Annotated in this window: 14 protein-coding genes and 1 riboswitch; of the genes, 7 read left to right on the top strand and 7 right to left on the bottom strand. The window is 72.4% G+C overall.

What is annotated here, in order from left to right; genetic code table 11:
- The first annotated feature begins 89 nt into the window (after nucleotides 1–89).
- The 6 genes from NRK68_RS25795 to NRK68_RS25770 all read left to right on the top strand — a co-directional run bounded on the left by NRK68_RS25795 (nucleotide 90) and on the right by NRK68_RS25770 (nucleotide 8,600).
- Nucleotides 90–1,679, top strand: coding sequence for a GMC oxidoreductase (locus NRK68_RS25795; protein WP_373023650.1), 1,590 nt, complete (start codon nucleotides 90–92; stop codon nucleotides 1,677–1,679).
- Between the two features lie 244 nt (nucleotides 1,680–1,923).
- Nucleotides 1,924–2,718: an SDR family oxidoreductase gene (locus NRK68_RS25790; RefSeq protein ID WP_183068359.1), complete on the top strand. Its 795-nt coding sequence runs from the start codon at nucleotides 1,924–1,926 to the stop codon at nucleotides 2,716–2,718.
- Nucleotides 2,719–2,757: 39 nt separating this feature from the next.
- On the top strand, nucleotides 2,758–4,209 hold the full coding sequence (locus NRK68_RS25785) for a cytochrome ubiquinol oxidase subunit I (RefSeq protein WP_183068276.1): 1,452 nt from the start codon (nucleotides 2,758–2,760) through the stop codon (nucleotides 4,207–4,209).
- Nucleotides 4,206–5,267, top strand: coding sequence for a cytochrome d ubiquinol oxidase subunit II (locus NRK68_RS25780; RefSeq protein ID WP_183068275.1), 1,062 nt, complete (start codon nucleotides 4,206–4,208; stop codon nucleotides 5,265–5,267). Before NRK68_RS25785 ends, NRK68_RS25780 begins: the two co-directional genes overlap by 4 nt.
- Nucleotides 5,268–5,330: 63 nt before the next feature.
- A complete protein-coding gene (locus NRK68_RS25775; protein ID WP_257856872.1) occupies nucleotides 5,331–7,097 on the top strand; it encodes a cation:proton antiporter in 1,767 nt (588 codons plus the stop codon).
- A gap of 201 nt (nucleotides 7,098–7,298) precedes the next feature.
- Complete coding sequence (locus NRK68_RS25770; protein WP_183068273.1) at nucleotides 7,299–8,600, top strand: DUF2254 domain-containing protein; 1,302 nt, start codon at nucleotides 7,299–7,301, stop codon at nucleotides 8,598–8,600.
- 4 nt (nucleotides 8,601–8,604) lie between these two features.
- Here NRK68_RS25770 and NRK68_RS25765 read toward each other — a convergent pair whose 3' ends face one another.
- The 4 genes from NRK68_RS25765 to NRK68_RS25750 all read right to left on the bottom strand — a co-directional run bounded on the left by NRK68_RS25765 (nucleotide 8,605) and on the right by NRK68_RS25750 (nucleotide 13,960).
- On the bottom strand, nucleotides 8,605–9,255 hold the full coding sequence (locus NRK68_RS25765) for a thymidine kinase (protein WP_257856871.1): 651 nt from the start codon (nucleotides 9,253–9,255) through the stop codon (nucleotides 8,605–8,607).
- A 63-nt stretch (nucleotides 9,256–9,318) separates the two neighbouring features.
- Nucleotides 9,319–10,521, bottom strand: a complete 1,203-nt coding sequence (locus NRK68_RS25760; RefSeq protein WP_183068265.1) for an alkaline phosphatase family protein — start codon at nucleotides 10,519–10,521, stop codon at nucleotides 9,319–9,321.
- On the bottom strand, nucleotides 10,521–11,120 hold the full coding sequence (locus tag NRK68_RS25755; RefSeq protein ID WP_046779630.1) for a DUF5998 family protein: 600 nt from the start codon (nucleotides 11,118–11,120) through the stop codon (nucleotides 10,521–10,523). The genes NRK68_RS25760 and NRK68_RS25755 overlap by 1 nt, the downstream gene beginning before the upstream one ends.
- 50 nt (nucleotides 11,121–11,170) lie before the next feature.
- Complete coding sequence (locus NRK68_RS25750; RefSeq protein ID WP_373023649.1) at nucleotides 11,171–13,960, bottom strand: bifunctional acetate--CoA ligase family protein/GNAT family N-acetyltransferase; 2,790 nt, start codon at nucleotides 13,958–13,960, stop codon at nucleotides 11,171–11,173.
- Between the two features lie 178 nt (nucleotides 13,961–14,138).
- On the opposite strand from NRK68_RS25750, the gene NRK68_RS25745 reads away from it, so the two are divergent.
- Nucleotides 14,139–14,420, top strand: coding sequence for an HPr family phosphocarrier protein (locus NRK68_RS25745; RefSeq protein WP_030026990.1), 282 nt, complete (start codon nucleotides 14,139–14,141; stop codon nucleotides 14,418–14,420).
- 204 nt (nucleotides 14,421–14,624) lie between these two features.
- Here NRK68_RS25745 and NRK68_RS25740 read toward each other — a convergent pair whose 3' ends face one another.
- The 3 genes from NRK68_RS25740 to NRK68_RS25730 all read right to left on the bottom strand — a co-directional run bounded on the left by NRK68_RS25740 (nucleotide 14,625) and on the right by NRK68_RS25730 (nucleotide 18,104).
- Complete coding sequence (locus tag NRK68_RS25740) at nucleotides 14,625–15,302, bottom strand: GntR family transcriptional regulator (RefSeq protein WP_183068263.1); 678 nt, start codon at nucleotides 15,300–15,302, stop codon at nucleotides 14,625–14,627.
- A 225-nt stretch (nucleotides 15,303–15,527) separates the two neighbouring features.
- Nucleotides 15,528–16,328 carry a M23 family metallopeptidase gene (locus tag NRK68_RS25735; RefSeq protein WP_183068262.1) on the bottom strand — a complete coding sequence of 267 codons (801 nt, stop codon included), beginning with the start codon at nucleotides 16,326–16,328 and terminating at the stop codon, nucleotides 15,528–15,530.
- Nucleotides 16,329–16,340: 12 nt separating this feature from the next.
- Nucleotides 16,341–16,500: riboswitch (cyclic di-AMP (ydaO/yuaA leader) on the bottom strand.
- A 236-nt stretch (nucleotides 16,501–16,736) separates the two neighbouring features.
- A complete protein-coding gene (locus NRK68_RS25730) occupies nucleotides 16,737–18,104 on the bottom strand; it encodes a M16 family metallopeptidase (RefSeq protein ID WP_183068358.1) in 1,368 nt (455 codons plus the stop codon).
- Nucleotides 18,105–18,122: the final 18 nt, after the last annotated feature.

The raw sequence follows: 18,122 nt of genomic DNA, 5'->3' as shown, positions 1-18,122 counted from the left end.
GGGTGGGCATGCTTGGTCGAATGCTTGGCCTCCGCACCGCGGAGTGACAGGTCCCCGGCCCGACGGGCGGGGCCACGAGCCCAAGGACGGTGGTCGACGTGGGCGGCTCTTCCCACTACGACGTCATCATCATCGGGACCGGCGCCGGGGGCGGCACCCTCGCCCACCGGCTGGCGCCCTCCGGCAAGCGTGTGCTCCTCCTCGAACGCGGCGGCTGGCTGCCGAGGGAGCGGGACAACTGGGAGTCCACGGCCGTGTTCGTCAGGGGCAAGTACCGGGCCCCGGAATTCTGGTTCGACCGGCACGGCAACGCGTTCCCGCCCGAGGTCAACTACTACGTCGGCGGCAACACCAAGTTCTACGGAGCCGCCCTCTTCCGGCTGCGCCCCGAGGACTTCGGCGAGATCCGCCACCACGGCGGCATCTCCCCCGCCTGGCCGCTGCGGTACGAGGACCTGGAGCCGTACTACACGCAGGCCGAGCACCTCTACCGCGTGCACGGGCGGCACGGGGAGGACCCGGGCGAGGGGCCGGCGAGCGCGCAGTACGCCTACCCGCCGGTCGAACACGAGCCGCGGATCCAGCAGTTGAGTGACGACCTGGAGAAGAAGGGGCTGCACCCCTTCCACCTGCCCATCGGGGTCGACCTGGTGCAGGACGGCGACGGGCGGGCCGTCCCCTCCAGCGTGTGCATCCGCTGCAACCGGGTGGACGGCTTCCCCTGCCTGGTACGCGGCAAGTCCGACGCCCAGGTGATCTGCGTGGAGCCCGCCCTCGAACACCCCGGCGTGGAACTGGTCACCGACACCCACGTGGTCCGGCTGGAGACCGATCCGGCCGGGCGCAGCGTCACCGCCGCCGTCGTCAGGCTGCCCGACGGTTCCGAGACCCGGTTCTCCGCGGATGTCGTGGTCGTCTCCTGCGGGGCGGTCAACTCCGCCGCGCTGCTGCTGGCCTCGGCCAGCGACCGTCACCCCCGCGGGCTGGCCAACAGCTCCGACGTGGTCGGCCGGCACTACATGCGGCACAACAACCTGGCCCTGATGGCGGTGTCGAAGGAGCCCAACCCCACGCAGTTCCAGAAGACTCTCGCGCTGCACGACTGGTACCTGGGCGCGGACGACTGGGACTTCCCGCTGGGCGGCATCCAGATGCTGGGCAAGTCGGACGCCGAGCAGATCCACGGCGAGGCGCCGCGCTGGGCCGGAGCGGTCACCCCGGACATGCCCTTCGAGGTGCTCGCGCACCACGCGGTCGACTTCTGGCTGTGCGGGGAGGACCTTCCGCAGCCCGGCAACCGGGTCACCCTGGACGGTGACGGCGCCATCCACCTCGCACTCGACGAGAAGAACAACACCGAGGGCCTGAAGCGGCTGCGGCACAAGCTCCAGAGCATGCTCGGACACCTGGGCATGCACGAGCACCACCTGCTGTCGCACAGCATCTACCTGCACAAGGGCATGCCGATCGGGGCGACCGCGCACCAGGCGGGCACCGTACGCTTCGGCACGGACCCGGCCTCCTCCGCGCTGGACCTCAACTGCAAGGCGCACGACCTCGACAACCTGTACGTGGTCGACACGAGCTTCTTTCCGAGCATCGGCGCGGTCAACCCGTCCCTGACCGCGATCGCCAACGCCCTGCGGGTCGGCGACCATCTCCTGGCCCGGCTGAACTGACCTCCGCCCCGGGCCTGCGTCACCGACCGGCGGGGAGCTGCGCCGGCCTGCGCCGACCGGAGGAAGATCCTCGGCCGAACGGCCCAACCGGGACCCGCCCGGCGGGCCCCCCGCCACGGCCGGTGATTACGTGGGCGGTCGGTCCGGCCGCCCGCGGCCCGGCCGCGCCGGGGCCCGCTCGTCGAGGAGGCAGCACAACGTGGATTCCACCGTGGACGCACCGCAGGGTGTGATTCCGGCCCACCTGCTGAAGGGCCAGAAGGCGCTGGTCACGGGCGCCAACTCCGGTATCGGGAAGGCGACCGCCATCGGGCTCGGCAGGGCCGGCGCCGACGTGGTGGTGAACTACGTGGCGGACCAGGAGTCCGCCGAGGCGGTGGTCCGGGAGATCACCTCCTTCGGGGTGCGCGCGGCGGCGTACGAGGCGGACGTGTCCCAGGAGGACCAGGTCGTCGCCATGGTGGACCGGATGGTCCGGGAGTTCGGGACGATCGACATCATGGTCGCCAATGCCGGCCTGCAACGCGACGCCCCGTTCACCGAGATGACTCTCGCCCAGTGGCAGAAGGTCCTGGACGTCAACCTGACGGGCCAGTTCCTGTGCGCCCGGGAGGCGACGAAGGAGTTCCTGCGGCGCGGCGTCGTGCCCGAGGTGTCCCGGGCGGCCGGGAAGATCATCTGCATGAGCTCGGTGCACCAGCTCATCCCGTGGGCGGGGCACGTCAACTACGCCTCCTCCAAGGGCGGCGTACAGATGATGATGGAAACCCTGGCCCAGGAGCTGGCGCCGCGAAAGATCCGGGTGAACGCGGTCGCCCCCGGAGCCATCAGGACGCCGATCAACCGCGGTGCCTGGGAGACCGAACAGGCCCGCGAGGACCTGCTGAAGCTGATCCCGTACGACCGGATCGGTGACCCCGACGACATCGCCAACGCGGTCGTCACCCTCTCCTCCGACCTCCTGGACTACGTGGTGGGGGCCACCCTCTACGTCGACGGCGGGATGACCCTCTTCCCCGGGTTCGCCACCGGCGGCTGACCGCCCCTCCTCCGCCAGGTCCTGGCAGCGAAGGCACGCATGCACACGATGTTCCAGCTGCTGGCGGCGGACGCGCCGGCCCAGTTGCTCCCGGCCCGACAGCTCATGGCCTTCACCCTCGCCTCGCACATCATCCTGGTACCGCTGGGCGTGGCCCTGCCCTTCATCACCCTGCTGATGCACTACCGCGGCATCCGCCACGACGACCCCACCGCCCTGCTGCTGGCACGGCGGTGGTCGGCGGTCATGGCGGTCCAGTTCGCCGTCGGCGTCGTCACCGGCACCGTCCTGTCCTTCGAGTTCGGGCTGCTCTGGCCGGGGCTCATGGGCAAGTGGGGCGACGTGTTCGGCATCGGCTTCGGTGTCGAGGCCTGGGCCTTCTTCCTCGAAGCGGTACTCATCGCGATCTACCTCTACGGCTGGCGCCGGCTGAAGCCCCGCACACACTTCCTGCTCGGCCTTCCGCTGCCGGCCGCCGCGCTGATGGGGGCGTTCGGCATCCTGGCCGCCAACTCGTGGATGAACACCCCTCGGGGCTTCACCCTCGACTCCGCGGGCAACCCGGTCGACGTGAACATCTGGAAGGCCGTCTTCACCCCGATGTTCGGGCCCCAGTACTGGCACTTCGTGGTGGCGATGGTACTGACCGCGGGGTACGTGGTGGCCGGGGTCTACGCCGTCGGCTGGCTGCGGGGCCGCCGGGACCACTACCACCGGCTCGGCTTCACCGTCCCGTTCACCGTCGCGGCCGTCGCCACCCCGATCCAGCTCTTCCTCGGCGACTCCATCGCCCGGCAGGTGTTCCACAAGCAGCCGGTGAAGTTCGCCGCCCTGGAAATCGTCTGGGAGACCGACACCCACGTCCCCGAGTACCTGTTCGGCCGGCTGCACCCGGACGGAACGGTCTCGGGCGGCATCAAGGTCCCCCAGCTCGACTCGATCCTGGCCGGCTTCAGCCCGGACACGAAGGTGATCGGGCTGTCCTCGGTGCCCGAGAGCGACCGGCCGAACGCCACCCAGGCGACCATCGCCCACTGGGCCTTCGACCTCATGGCCGTGATCGGGTCCGTGCTGGTGCTGCTCGCCCTCTGGTACGCCCTGGTCTGGTGGCGGCGCCGCAGGCTGCCGGAGTCCAAGTGGTTCTGGCGCGGCGCGGCCTGCGCGGGCGTCGCCTCCGTCGTGGCCGTGGAATGCGGCTGGGTCGCCACCGAGGTGGGGCGTCAGCCGTGGATCGTCTACCAGAACATGCGGGTCGCCGAGGCGGTCACCGCGACGCGCTCGACCACCTTGTGGATCATGTTCGGTCTGGTGATCGTGGTGTACGTGTTCGTCTTCGGCGCGTTCCTCGCCGTCCTGCTGAAGATGCGCACCCGGTGGCGGCTCGCCGACGCGCAGGAGGGGGCGGGGCCTCCGGCCGAGCCACCGGAGGCGGACACACCGTACGGACCGCGCTCCTCCGTGGCATCGGCATCCGGGGACGGCAGCCCGTGACCGCCGACGTCATCGCCTTCGTGCTGCTGCTCGCCGTGACCGCGTACACCTGCGCGGGCGGCACCGACTACGGGGCCGGCTTCTGGGACCTGACCGCGGGAGGGGCGGAGCGGGGCAAGCGGCCCCGGTGGCTCATCGACCACGCCATGGCCCCGGTGTGGGAGGTCAACAACGTCTGGCTGATCTTCATCTTCGTCATCATGTGGACGGGGTTCCCGGTCTTCTTCCAGACGGTGTTCTCCGCGATGTGGGTGCCGCTCGCCCTGGCCGCCGTCGGCATGGTCCTGCGCGGCGCCGGCTTCGCCTTCCGCAAGGCCTCGCAGCGGCTCGCCGGGCGGCGCCTGTTCGGGACCCTGTTCGCCGTGTCCTCGCTTCTGACGCCCTTCTTCCTCGGCGCGGCCGTCGGCGGGATCGCCTCCGGCCGGGTCGCGCTCGGTACGGAGGCCTCGGCGAAGGCCTGGTCCAACCCCACCTCCCTGATGTTCGGGCTGCTGGCCATCGCGACCACGGCCTTCCTCGGCGCCGTGTTCCTCTCCGGCGACGCCCGCCGCTTCGGCGTGCCCGATCTGGTCGACCACTTCCGGGGGCGGGCACTGGCCTCGCTGGCCGTGGTCGCCGTACTGGCCGTGGTGGCGCTGTTCGTCACCCGCACGGACGCCCCGCACATCTGGCACGGCCTCACCCACGGCGTGGGGCTCGTCTTCGCCCTCCTGGCCGCGGCGGCCACGTTCGCCACGGCGTGGCTGCTGCTGCGCCCGCCGGGGACCTGGGTACGCGTCACGGCCGTCGGGGTCGTCGCGGCGGCGGTCCTCGCCTGGGGCATGGCCCAGCGCCCCTACCTCATCCCCACCTCGCTGACCGTCGCCGACGCCGCGGGTGCCCCGTCGACCCTGACGTGGCTGGTGTTCGTCACCCTGGTCGCCCTGGTGATCGTCGCCCCGGCGGTCTTCCTCCTGTACTGGCTGGACACGCACGGCGAGCTGGAGTCGCTCACCGACGCCGACCTGCGGCGCGGCGGCGGCGCCGCCGGACCGGGCGCGGGCGCCGATGGGGCCTGAGGGGCGTCCGCGAGGGCCGGGCGGCCGTCCGCCGGGGCGGGGAGGCCGGAGAGGAACGCCGTCGTGAGCGAGGACCGGATCCTCCTCGGCATCGCGCTGACCGTGGGGCTGGCCGCCTCCTGCCAGATCCTCGCCGGGAAGCTGCGCGTACCGGCGCTGCTCCTGCTGCTGCCGGCCGGTTTCGTCGCGGGGGCACTGACCGACGTCATCCATCCGGACGACCTGCTCGGTGCGGAGTTCTCCGCCCTGGTCTCCCTGTCGGTGGCGGTGATCCTCTACGACGCCGGGCTCGGGCTCGACCTGAGCCGGCTCACCGGCCGCACCCGGGGGATCGTCGGCCGGCTGCTGGTGACCGGAGTCCTCGTCACCTTCCTGGCCGTCGGCGCCGTCGCCCCCGCCCTGTTCGGCATGTCCCTGGCCAGTGCCGCGATGGTGGGCGTGATCCTCGTGGTGTCGGGCCCGACGGTCGTGGGGCCCCTCCTCGAATACGTGCGGCCCACCGACACGCTGCGGCGCGTCCTGGTCTGGGAGGGGACGCTGATCGACCCGATCGGCGGCATCCTGGGGGCACTCGTCTTCCACGCCGTCTCCTCCTCGCAGGCCGACCTGGGCCGGGGCTACCAGCTGGGCCAGTTCGCGATCAGCATGGCCTTCGGCCTGGTCGGCGGCGTCGTGGGCGTCGCCCTGCTGTGGCTGACGCTGCGCGTGCTGCGGCTCGGAGAGACGCTCGGCACGATCGCCCAGCTGGCCGTGGTGATCGTGGTGGCGGCCGGATGCGACGTCGTCCGTGACGACACCGGGCTGATCGCCGCGACCGTCACCGGTCTGGCCGTCGCCAACCTCCCCGGTTTCGACATGCCCGCCCGGCGGCCCTTCTTCGAGACGCTGGTCCAGCTGATCATCGGCCTGCTGTTCGTCTCGATCTCCTCGACGGTCACCCCGGCCTCCCTGCGGCCCGTACTGCTCCCCTCGCTCGCCCTCGTCGTGTTCCTGGTCCTGGTCGTACGGCCGCTGGTCGCCTTCCTGTCCACGGGCAGGTCCGGGCTGACCCGCGGGGAACGGGGGTTCATCGGCTGGATGGCCCCGCGCGGGATCGTCGCCGCCTCCACGGCCTCCGCCTTCGCCACCACCCTGACCGACCAGGGTCTGGCCGGGGCCGGGAAGATCCTGCCCGTCACCTTCCTGGTGATCGTGGGAACCGTCCTGCTCTACGCCCTGACCGCCGCGCCCGTGGCCCGCAGGCTCGGTGTCGTCCGCCCGTCCCGCTCACGTCCCCTGCTGGTCGGCGGCGACCACTGGGTCGTCGACCTGGGCAGAGCCCTGCGGTCGGCCGGACTCGACGTCCTCATGTGGGCCGGCGACGAGGACGAACGGGAGCGGATCAAGGACGCCGGACTCGAACTGGCCCAGGGGGAGCTCCTGGCCACGGCCACCAATCCGCGCGCCCGGCTGGAGGGCGTCACCACCGTTTTCCTGCTCACGGACGACGACGACTTCAACGCCCTGGCCTCGGTCGTGGTGGAGGGCAACGTGGAGGGGCCCGTCTACCGGGTCGCTCCCCCGCACGAGGGCCATGGCGTCGTCGCCCCCTACACGGGCGGCGACGTCCTCTTCGGCGCCCGTCTGGTCCGGCACGTCCTGGCCGAGCGGTACCGGCGGGGCGCCCGGTACCTGGTGCAGCCGGCCTCCCGGCCCGTCCCGGCGGGCTCCGAGACGCTGTTCGTGGTCCGCGGCGACGGCAGGCTCCACCCGGTCACCGAGGACAGGACCGTCTCCCCGGCAGCGGACGACCTCCTCGTCCTGCTCGGTCCCGTACCGCGTCCGGGGTGACCGTGTCCGGAGTGACCGTGTCCGGGGTGACCGCCTCCCGCATCGTCTCGCCACGGCGGCATGCGGAGGGCGGGAGACGGCCTTACCGTGGGCCGAAAGCCGTCCCGAACCGCGAACCGGAGGTCGGAGGTCACCCGTGCCGTTGCCGCACAGGCGCACGAAGGCGCCCGCCGGGCCACCGGACGCCCGCTCCGGTCCCTGATGTCCTGGGCCTCCCGCTTCCGGCTGCTGCAGTACACGAAGGCCAGCCTCTGGATCGTGCCGCTGATCGGTCTGGTCCTCGGCGTACTGCTGGCGGAATGGGCCGTCTCCGTGGACGCCACGGAGTGGCTCCCGGCCGGCTGGCGGTACTCCGCCTCGACGGCCGGCGGCGTACTCACCGCCATCGTCGGCGCGATGATCGCCCTGCTCGGATTCGTCGTCACGATCGGCGTGCTCGTCGTCCAGCAGGCGACGGGCACCCTGTCCCCGCGCTACATGCGCCTGTGGTACCGCGACCGCCTGCAGAAGGCCGTGCTGGCCACCTTCACCGGGACCTTCTCCTTCTCCTTCGCCCTGCTGCGCAGCATCGAGTCCGACTCCGTGCCCGACCTCGGGGTCACCATGGCCGGGTCGGCCGTGTCCGTCAGCCTCTTGCTGCTGCTCGTCTACCTCAACCGGTTCACCCACAACCTCCGGCCCGTGGCCATCGCCGGCCTGGTCGGACGGATGGGCGAGGAGGTCCTGGTGCGCGGGGAGGCCGCGGTCCTCGGCGCCGCGCCGCGCGCGGGCGACCCCGTACCGCCTGCGGCCGGCGGTCCGATCACCTACGTCCGGTCCGAACGCGGCGGTGTGATCCAGGCGTTCCACCCGGAACGGCTGACGGCCCTGGCGGTGCGCCACGACTGCCTCCTCGTGGTCACCCGTCTGGTCGGCGACTACGTACCGCCGGGCGGCGTCGTCGTCGAGGTCCACGGCGGAAGCCCGGCTCCCGCGGCGCGGCGGGTGACCGGGCTGATCGCCTTCGGCTCCGAGCGGACCATCGAGCAGGACCCGGCGTTCGCGCTGCGGGTCCTCGTGGACATCGCCGTCCGGGCGCTCTCCCCCGCCGTGAACGACCCGACCACCGCGGTCCAAGTACTCAACCGGATCGAGGCGTTCCTCCACACGGTCGGCCGCACCGGCCTGCGCAACCGCTACGTGCTGGCCGACCGGGACGGCACTCCGCGGCTGGTGGTGCAGGGCCGGGACTGGGAGGACTACCTCCAGCTGGCCGTGACCGAGATCCGCGAGTACGGCACCTCGTCCGTCCAGATCTGCCGGCGGCTGCGCGCCCTGCTGGAGGGCCTGCTCAGCGCCCTGCCCCCGGGCCCCCTGCCGGCCGTCCGCACCGAACTGACCCTGCTGCGCGAGGCCGTCGAGCGCGAGTACCCCGACCCCGCCCGCCGCACCCGTGCCCGCACCCCCGACCCCCAGGGCATCGGCGCCCGCCCCCGCCCGGGCCCCGGCCCCGGCCCCGACTGACCGGTCAGGCGTGGTTGACCGGGAGGACGTCCGGGGATAGGGCGGCGGCGTGGGCCGTGGCGGAGGTCATGCGGCGGCGGTGGTGGCGGCGGCAGAGGACCTCGTAGCCGATCTCCTCCGACGGGCGGTTCACGTCGCCGACGACGACCTGTTCGCCCTCGACGACCATCACGCCGCCGACGGTGCGGGCATTGTGGGTGGCCCGGGCGCCGCACCAGCACAGGGCCTCGACCTGGAGCTGCTCTATCCGGTCGGCGAGTTCGATCAGGCGCTGCGAGCCCGGGAAGAGCTTCGTGCGGAAGTCCGTGGTGATGCCGAAGGCGAAGACGTCCTTGTCGAGGTCGTCCACGATGCGCGCCAGTTGATCGATCTGGTCGGGAGCCAGGAACTGTGCCTCGTCCACGATCACGTAGTCCGCCCTGCCGCCCTGGGACAGCTCGCCCACGAGGTAGGCATAGAGGTCCATGGCGTCGGCGACCTCGACCGCCTCGGTGACCAGGCCCAGACGCGAGGACAGCTTGCCCTCGCCGGCCCGGTCCTGGCGGGTGAAGATCACGCCCTGCAGGCCGCGGGCCGAGCGGTTGTGCGTGATCTGGAGCGCCAGAGTGCTCTTTCCGCAGTCCATCGTTCCGGAGAAGAACACCAGCTCGGGCATGGGAAGTAGGGGCCTTTCGGGGTCGTGGGCGGGTACGGGGGTGGCGACCGGGGACCGGACTGGTCAGGTGCGGACTTCGAGCAGCGGGACGAGCTGTTCCGCCGCGGTCATGGAACCGTGCATTCCGGTGAGTGCCGACTCGTTCGGCTCGTTGCGCGAAGCGGTGATCGCGACATCGGCCTGAGCCGCCGCGACCACATCGCCGATCCGGCCGAGCACACGCTCGTCGCACTCTCCCGGCGGGCCGAACCAGCCCAGTTCCAGGGCCTCTTCGCGGCTCGCGACCCAGAAGCGGTCGCCGAGCACCTCGCGCCACACGGTCAGCACGTCGGCCTCCGCCCCCGGCACCGCGTAGACGTGCCGGGCCCGGCCCTCGCCGCCCAGCAGGGCGACGCCGGCGCCCAGCTCCCAGTCCTCGTCGAAGTCGATCCGCGCGTCCTCGTCGAAGGGGATGTCGACCATGCCGTGGTCGGCGGTCACGTACAGCGCGGTGCGCGGCGGAAGCTGCTCGGCGAGCCGCTGGACGAGCCGGTCCACGTACATGAGCTGGCCGCGCCAGGCGTCCGAGTCCACGCCGTGGCGGTGTCCGGCCCCGTCGAGCTCGCTGTAGTAGGTGTAGACGAGCGAGCGGTCGCCGGCGGCGAGACGTTCGGCGGCCACGTCCATCCGCTCCTCGCCGGTCATCCGGCCGAGGAAGGTGCCGCCGCTCAGGGCGACCTTGGTGAGCGGGGTGGTCTGGAAGGCGGGCGAGGACACCTGTGCGGTCGCCACTCCGGCCTTGTCGGCCTCGTGGAAGACCGTCGGGTACGGCTGCCACGGCTTCGGCGGCGCCCACGGGTGCCAGCGGAGCTGGTTCATCAGCTCGCCGGTGGCCGGGTTGCGGACGGCGTAGCCGGGCAGTCCGTGGCGGGCGGGCGGCAGCCCGGTGCCGACGGAGGCCAGCGAGGTGGCGGTGGTCGCCGGGAAGCCCGCGGTGATCGGGCGCCCGGTCCCGCCGCGCGAGCTGCCGAGCAGGGAGGTGAGGTACGGGGCCTCGTCCGGGTGTGCCTTGATCTGCTCCCAGCCCATGCCGTCGACGAGGAAGACGCAGTTGCGGTCGGCCGGGGTCAGCTCCGTGATGGCGGCGGTGCAGCCGGGGACGCCCTGGCCCGCCGCGAGCGTCGGCAGCAGGTCGGCGAGCGAGCCGGCGCCGTACTCCGGGACGGGGGCGCCGGCCAGGTCCAGCAGCTCGGGCTCGGTCCAGTCCTGCGGTGCGGAGTACACCATCAGCGGGCGGAGGGGGTGGAGGTCGCCGCGGTCGCCTCGGAGAGGGCCTGCGCGAAGACCAGGGTCTGGCGCACCGCCTCCGGTCCGTCGCCGGCCTCGCTGACCCGCAGGCTGAGGTCGTCGGCGGTGGAGTTGCCGGTGTAGCCGTGGTCGGAGTCGCAGTTGGGGTCGCCGCAGGCGGCCGGCTCCAGGTCGATCCGGGAGACCGCGCCCCAGCCGATGGTCAGGACGACCTCGCGGGGCAGGGTGCCGGGGGTGTAGGACTCCGGGTTCGCGACGACGCGGCTCAGCACCACGGAGGAGATGCTGGAGAGCTTGACCGACTCGGTGGAGGTCGTCGCGTACGGGGACGGGGACCCGGCGTCGGCGGCCTGCTCGTCGGTGTGGCTGACGATGAAGCGGTTGCCGGTCAGGACGAGCACGGTGACGTGGCGGCGCACCTCGTTGGAGTCGAAGGTCGTCTCCTGGTGGACCAGGTACGACGAGATCGGCTCGCCGCCCACCGCGGCCTCCACCGCCTCGGCCACGAGGGCCGGGTAGTAGCCGCTGCGCTCGATCGCCGTGCGCAGCCCCTGGGTCGTCGTACCGGATTTCGCCATGGGGTCAATGGTAAGGCCCCTCGGGTGCCCTCCTACCGCGCCGTACCCGGTCAGTAACTGGGGAGGGTCCGCGGTCCGAGATCGCCGCGGGCGGGCGGATGGGCGACCCGGACGGTGGCGCTGAGCACGGAGGTCCCCTCGACGGCGACGACGACGGGCTCCAGGCAGACGCCGATCACCTCGGGATGGTCGTCGACGAGCCGGGACAGCCGCAGGAGCACCTCCTCCAGGGCGGGGGTGTCGACGGGGTCGCTGCCGCGCCAGCCGAAAAGGAGGGGAGCGGCGCGGATGGACCGGATCAGTCCGGCGGCGTCCCGGTCGGTGGCGGGGACCAGCCGGTGGGCGGTGTCGCCGAGCAGCTCGGAGGCGACCCCGGCGAGCCCGAAGGAGAGGACGGCGCCGGCGGCCGGGTCGATGACGGACCGGACGACGGTGTCGACACCGCGCGGCACCATGGCCTGGATCACGGGCTGGAGCTCGGCGGGCTTGCCGAGCGCGTCGGCGAGTTCCTCGTACGAGCGCCGCAGCTCGGCCTCGTTCGTGAGGTCGAGCCGTACGCCGCCCAGGTCCGCGCGGTGGCGCAGGTGCGGGGCGGTGGTCTTGAGGGCGACCGGGTAGCCCAGGATCCCGGCGGCCCGGACGGCGGCGTCGGCGCTGGGCGCGGGGAGCGTGGGCAGGACGCGGATCCCGTAGCGGGCGAGCAGCTCGCGGGCGTCCCAGTCCCTCAGGGTCAGTACGGCCCCGCCGTCGACGTCCGCGAGCAGCCCGGCGAGCTGGGCCGCGGCGCCGGCCTCGTCGATGTCCTCGTACTCGGGAACCTGCCCGGCGTCGGCGAGGGCCCGCCGCCACTGCCCGTAGCGCACGGCCTCCGCGACGGCTTTCACGGCGCGCTCGGCGGCGGGGTAGCTGGGGATCCGGTCCGGGTCGGCGGTGGCGGTGGCCGCGGGGGCGGCCGGGGTCCAGGGGCTGCCCGCGGCGGGGCGGTCCGGCTCCTCCGCGTCGGGTGCGCGGGTCGCGGAGAGGGCCTGCACCAGCTCGGCCAGTTCCACGTGTACGACCGCCACCGGCTTGCCGGGGGCCTCGGCGACGGCCTCGCGGAGCGCGTCGGCCAGGTCGTCGGCGAGGGCGTGCTCGCTGACCCACGGGATGGCGGTCACGACCACCGCGTCGCAGTCGTCGGAGGTGAGGGCGGCGGCCAGGGCGGTACGGAAGTCCTCCGGGGACGCCGCGGTCGTCAGGTCCAGGGGCGGCAGCGGCCGCAGGCCCTGGGTGAGGCAGGCGTCGTAGGTGAGGACGCCGAGGGACTCGGAGTTGCCGAGGATGGCGATCCGGGGTCCGGCGGGCAGTGGCTGCGAGGCCAGCAGCAGGCCGACGTCCACCAGCTCGGTGACCGTGTCGACCCGGATGACGCCGGCCTGTCGCAGCAGGGCGGAGACGGTGTCCTCCGACAGCCGGGTGCCGGGGACGACGTGTCCGGCGGGGGTGTGGCGGCCCCCCTTGGCGACGACCACGGGCTTGACGGCGGCGGTCCGGCGGGCGAGGCGGGTGAACTTCCGCGGGTTGCCGAGGGTTTCGAGGTAGAGCAGGGCGACGTCGGTCGCCTCGTCCTCGTACCAGTACTGGAGGATGTCGTTGCCGGAGACGTCGGCCCGGTTCCCGGCGGAGACAAAGGAGGACAGTCCTTCGCCGCGCCGGAGCAGCGCCGAGAGCAGGGCGATGCCGATCGCCCCGGACTGGGTGAACAGGCCGGTGCGGCCGCGCACCGGCATCGGAGCGGGGGTCAGGGAGGCGTTGAGCTCCACCTCCGGGGCAGTGTTGATCACCCCGTAGGCGTTGGGTCCGATGAGGCGCATCCCGTACGAGCGCACCTGCCGCAGCAGCTCGCGCTGGCGGGCGAGTCCCGCCGGGCCGCTGTCCCCGTACCCGGCGGAGAGGACGACGAGCCCCTGCACGCCGTGCTCGCCGCAGGCGGCCACCGCGTCGGGGACCCGGTCGGCCGGGACGGCGATCACCGCGAGGTCGACGGGGGCGTCGATGGCCGCGACGGTGCGGTAGGCGCGCACACCGTCGAGGAGGTCACGGGTGACGGCCTCGTTGACGGCGTAGAGGTGGCCGTGGAAGCCGCTGTCGCGCAGGTTGCGCAGTGCGGCCGCGCCCACGCCGGCGCCGGAACGGCTGACGCCGACGACCGCCACCGAACCGGGGGCCAGCAGGCGCTGTACGGAGCGGGCCTCGGCGCGCTGTTCCCGGGCGCGCTGCACGGCGAGGGACTCGGCGGTGGGTTCGAGGTCGAGGGTGAGGTGGACGGACCCGTCCTCGAAGCTTCGCTTCTGCTGGTAGCCGACGTCCGTGAACACCTTGATCATCTTGGTGTTGGCGGGCAGCACCTCGGCGGCGAACCGGCGGATGCCGCGCTCGCGGGCCACCGCGCCGATGTGTTCGAGGAGCGCGGAGGCGACCCCGCGGCCCTGGTGGGCGTCCTGGACGAGGAAGGCGACCTCCGCCTCGTCGGCGGGGGCGGAGGCGGGCCGGCCGTCGGGGCCGATGCGGTCGTAGCGGACGGTGCCGATGAACTCCTCGCCGACGGTCGCGGCGAGGCCCACCCGGTCCACGTAGTCGTGGTGCGTGAAGCGGTGCACGTCGCGGTCGGAGAGGCGGGGGTAGGGCGCGAAGAAGCGGTAGTACTTCGACTCGTCCGAGACCTGCTCGTAGAAGCTGACGAGCCGGCCCGCGTCCTCGGTGGTGATGGGCCTGATCCGCGCGGTGCCGCCGTCGCGGAGGACGACGTCGGCTTCCCAGTGGGCCGGGTAGGACGGGTCCGACTCTATGGTCATGCGCATACCTTACGGCCGGACCGGGGCGGACAGCGCTCGCGCGGCGCAGCGGGCAAGCCGGCACAGACCGGTGCAAGCTGGGGAAGTCGAAGAGCGGCGAAATTCAGGCCGAAGGTCGGTCGGAGCATTCAGGGTGCCGTGAGAGACTGGTCTAGACAACCGTAAGAACCTGAAGGGCATCACCATGGCAGAGCGCCGCGTCAACGTCGGTTGGGCCGAGGGCCTGCACGCTCGTCCCGCCTCGATCTTCGTCCGTGCGACGACCGCTTCCGGCGTCCCGGTGACCATCGCGAAGTCCGGCGGCGACCCCGTCAACGCCGCTTCCATGCTGGCGGTGCTGGGCCTGGGCGCGCAGGGTGGCGAGGAGATCGTCCTCGCCTCCGAGGCCGAAGGCGCGGAGGCCGCACTGGACCGCCTCGCGAAGCTGGTCGCCGAGGGTCTCGAAGAGCTCCCCGAGACCGTCTGACCCTTCGGGTTCACCCCGCGTCACGCGAACGGCGAAGCCGCGGCCCCGGACGGGGGTCGCGGCTGCGTCGTTCTCCGGTACGCGAGGCCGGGAAAGCGAACCCCGGGGAATTCGGCTCGGCGAAATAGAGCCGGCGCAGCGAATTACCGCACGTATCGAATTCTCGCGATTCGCACGATGCCCGTCCTTTGTATACGGCTCCTGTTAATGCCGGCCGCTCGACATGTTTACGGCAGGTTGCGAAGTGCTCACCGCCGGCCGTTTGCGCAGCCGGTGCGCGGCGGCCGCGCGATCGGCGTGGACCGCGGTCAGCGTCCGCGCCCGCTCGGCGTCCCCCCGGGCCACCGCGTCCACGATCGCGCCGTGCTCCGCCCAGGACTCCGCCGGCCGGGCCGGCGCCTCCACCACGTACATCCACGCCACCTTGTGCCGCATCTGCGTGAGCAGCGCGATCAGCCCCGGGCTGCCGGAGGCCTGCGCGAGCGTCTCGTGGAACCAGCCCCCGAGCGACCGCAGGTCCTCGCCCTGCCCCCGCCTGGCGCGTTCCTGACCCAGCCTGACCAGCCCCCGCAGCACCTTGAGGTGCGCGTCGGTGCGGCGCCGGGCGGCGCGGGCGGCCGCCAGCGGCTCCAGCAGCATCCGCAGCTCCAGGAGGTCCGCGGCCTCCTGCGCCGTCGGCTCGGCCACGCACGCCCCGGCGTGGCGCCGCGTGGTCACGAAGCCCTCGGACTCCAGGGTCCGCAGGGCCTCGCGGACCGGGACGCGCGAGACCCCGTACCGGCGGGCCAGCACCTCCTCGGTCAGCCGACCGCCCGGTTCGAACACCCCGGAGACGATGTCGTCGCGAATTGCCGTGCATACCGCGTGCGCAGGAATACGCAAGACCGAACCTCCGCCTATTTCCGATCGCCAGCCCCCATGCGCACACACGCGCACGCCACGACTCTATTGCAGCACAGCATAATTTCGAGAGCGGACGGAAATCCGAAACATTGCATCCGGACGCAAAAACACGAAGACCCCGGCTCGGGAGGCGGGGTCTTCGTGAAGCTGTGCGCGCTGTGTGCTGCGTGCTGTACGCGCGCCGCGGTGGGCGGCGCCGAGGGGTCAGAGGCTGACGCCGTGCGAGCGCAGGTAGGCGATCGGGTCGATGTCCGAGCCGTACTGCGAGCCGGTGCGGGCCTCGAAGTGCAGGTGCGGGCCGCTGGAGTTGCCGGTGGAGCCCGACAGGCCGATCTGCTGGCCCGGGGTGACCTGCTGGCCGACGGAGACGTTCAGCGAGGACAGGTGGCCGTACTGCGTGAAGGTGCCGTCGTTGTGCTTGATGACGACGTTGTTGCCGTACGCGCCGCCCCAGCCGGCCTCGACGACGGTACCGAAGCCCACGGCCTGCACCGAGGTGCCGGAGGCGGCGTGGAAGTCGATGCCGGTGTGGCTGCCGGAGGACCACATGCCGCCGCCCGCCTTGTACTGCGTGCTGACGTACGAGTCGTCCAGCGGCGAGACGAAGGTGTTGAGGCGCTTGCGCTCCTCCTCGCGGGCGGCGCGCTCGGCGGCCTCACGCTCGGCCTTCGCCTTGGCCTCGGCGAGGCGCTTGGCCTCGGCGGCCTTCTGCTTGGCGTCGGCCTCGGCCTGGGCCTTGGCGGCGGCGTGCTCGGCGGCGCGCTGCTGGGACTCGGCCTGGTCCTGGATGTCGCCCGCGAGGTCCTCGGCGACGACCACGGCACCCAGCCCGTTCTCCGGGGCGGAGCTGCTGTGGTTGTCCGCGGCGAAGGCCGGGGCGGCGAGGGAGCCGACCACACCCGTGGTGGCGATCGCGGCGATACCGGCGTAGCCGGCGGTCTTCTTGCTCAGGCGGCTGGAACCACGGTGCTTGCCGGTACCAGCGGGACGACTGCCAAACGCCATGAAGGGTTTGATCCTTTCCTTCCTTCTCGCCTACCGGGTTAGCTGACGGGTTCGGAGCAGGAAGGTCTCCTACGGACCTCCTCTTGCGAGGGAGTCCGATTCACCCCAGGGACTGATGTGGGTCCCCGGCTCCCCAGGCTCGCGCCTGACGGGGACTCGGCGATCGCTGCCCGGTGCCGCGGGTGCGGCGGGCACAACTGACGGACAGCACGGCCGACGCTAGGCGGATCATCAGTCAATCGCCAAACAGACGCGCCTTTTTGTTGCGTACGCCACATCACATACAAGCAACCTCATCACTAAACGGACAAAAGAGGCTCCGGCGGAAAACCGCCGGAGCCTCGTGCGAAGTGCGTCGGCCGCCCGTCATCCGGGCGCCCTTCAGGTCAGTTGACGACGACCACGACGTCAGTTGGTGACGACCGTGACCTCACCGATCCCGAGGGCCCGCACCGGCTCCTCGATCTGCGCGGCGTCGCCCACCAGAACCGTGACGAGCCGGTCCGCCGGGAACGCCTTCACGACCGCCGTGGTCGCCTCCACCGTGCCGGTTTCGGCCAACTGCGCGTACAGCTGCGCCTGGTAGTCGTCCGGCAGCTCCTGCTCGACCTGGTCGGCCAGGGTGCCGGCGACCGAGGCGGCCGTCTCGAACTTCAGCGGGGCCACGCCCACCAGGTTCTGCACGGCCACATCGCGCTCGGCGTCGGTCAGACCGCCCTCCGCGAGGGTGCGCAGCACCTTCCAGAGGTCCTCCAGCGCCGGACCGGTGTTGGGGGTGTCCACCGAGCCGCTGATGGCGAGCATGGAGGCGCCCTTGCCGTCGGCGGTGGAGCGCAGCACCTGGCCGAAGGCCCGCACGCCGTAGGTGTAGCCCTTCTCCTCGCGCAGGACCTTGTCCAGGCGGGAGGTGAGGGTGCCGCCGAGGCAGTACGTGCCGAGCACCTGGGCCGCCCAGACGCGGTCGTGGCGGTCCGGCCCGATGCGGCCGATCAGCAGCTGCGTCTGGACCGCGCCGGGGCGGTCGACGATGACCACGCGGCCGGTGTCGTCGGCGGTCACGGGAGGCACGGGGCGGGCCTCGGCGGTGTCGCCGGTCCAGGCGCCCAGGGTGTCCGCCAGTACGGCGTCCAGGTCGATGCCGGTCAGGTCGCCGACGACCACCGCGGTGGCGGTGGCGGGGCGTACATGGGCCTCGTAGAAGGCGCGTACGGCGGCGGAGTCGATCCGGGCGACCGTCTCCTCGGTGCCCTGGCGCGGCCGGGAGATCCGCAGGGAGGCCGGGAAGAGCTCCTTGGAGAGCTGCTTGGCGGCGCGGCGCTGCGGGTTGGCCAGCTCGTGCGGGATCTCGTCGAGCCGGTTGCGCACCAGCCGGTCCACCTCCGCGTCGGCGAAGGCGGGGGCGCGCAGCGCCTCGGCGAGCAGGCCCAGCGCCTTGGCCAGCCGGGAGGCCGGGACCTCCAGGGAGACCCGCAGGCCCGGGTGGTCGGCGTGCGCGTCGAGGGTGGCTCCGCAGCGCTCCAGCTCGGCGGCGAACTCCTCGGCGGAGTGCTTGTCGGTGCCCTCCGACAGGGCGCGCGCCATGATGGTCGCCACGCCGTCCAGGCCCTCGGGCTCGGCGTCGAGCGGCGCGGCGAGGTTGATCTCGACCGCGACGACCTGCTGGCCCGGGCGGTGGCAGCGCAGCAGGGTCAGCCCGTTGGGCAGCGTCCCGCGCTCGGGGGCCGGGAAGGCCCACGGCTGCGGCTCGCCGGCCTGCGGGCGCGGGTGGAAGGTCATCGTGACGGCTGCGGTGTC

This window comes from Streptomyces yangpuensis, assembly GCF_024666385.1.
In the GTDB taxonomy this organism is placed as follows: domain Bacteria; phylum Actinomycetota; class Actinomycetes; order Streptomycetales; family Streptomycetaceae; genus Streptomyces; species Streptomyces yangpuensis.
This window is presented reverse-complemented; position numbering and strand designations above follow the sequence as displayed.

Bases quoted from the DNA above. Each gene is read 5' to 3' on its own strand.
- NRK68_RS25770 (WP_183068273.1), top strand. From the start codon at position 7,299: ATGTCCTGGGCCTCCCGCTTCCGGCTGCTGCAGTACACGAAGGCCAGC.
- NRK68_RS25785 (WP_183068276.1), top strand. From the start codon at position 2,758: ATGCACACGATGTTCCAGCTGCTGGCGGCGGACGCGCCGGCCCAGTTG.
- NRK68_RS25760 (WP_183068265.1), bottom strand. From the start codon at position 10,521: ATGGTGTACTCCGCACCGCAGGACTGGACCGAGCCCGAGCTGCTGGAC.
- NRK68_RS25750 (WP_373023649.1), bottom strand. From the start codon at position 13,960: ATGCGCATGACCATAGAGTCGGACCCGTCCTACCCGGCCCACTGGGAA.
- NRK68_RS25765 (WP_257856871.1), bottom strand. From the start codon at position 9,255: ATGCCCGAGCTGGTGTTCTTCTCCGGAACGATGGACTGCGGAAAGAGC.
- NRK68_RS25730 (WP_183068358.1), bottom strand. From the start codon at position 18,104: ATGACCTTCCACCCGCGCCCGCAGGCCGGCGAGCCGCAGCCGTGGGCC.
- NRK68_RS25735 (WP_183068262.1), bottom strand. From the start codon at position 16,328: ATGGCGTTTGGCAGTCGTCCCGCTGGTACCGGCAAGCACCGTGGTTCC.
- NRK68_RS25755 (WP_046779630.1), bottom strand. From the start codon at position 11,120: ATGGCGAAATCCGGTACGACGACCCAGGGGCTGCGCACGGCGATCGAG.
- NRK68_RS25745 (WP_030026990.1), top strand. From the start codon at position 14,139: ATGGCAGAGCGCCGCGTCAACGTCGGTTGGGCCGAGGGCCTGCACGCT.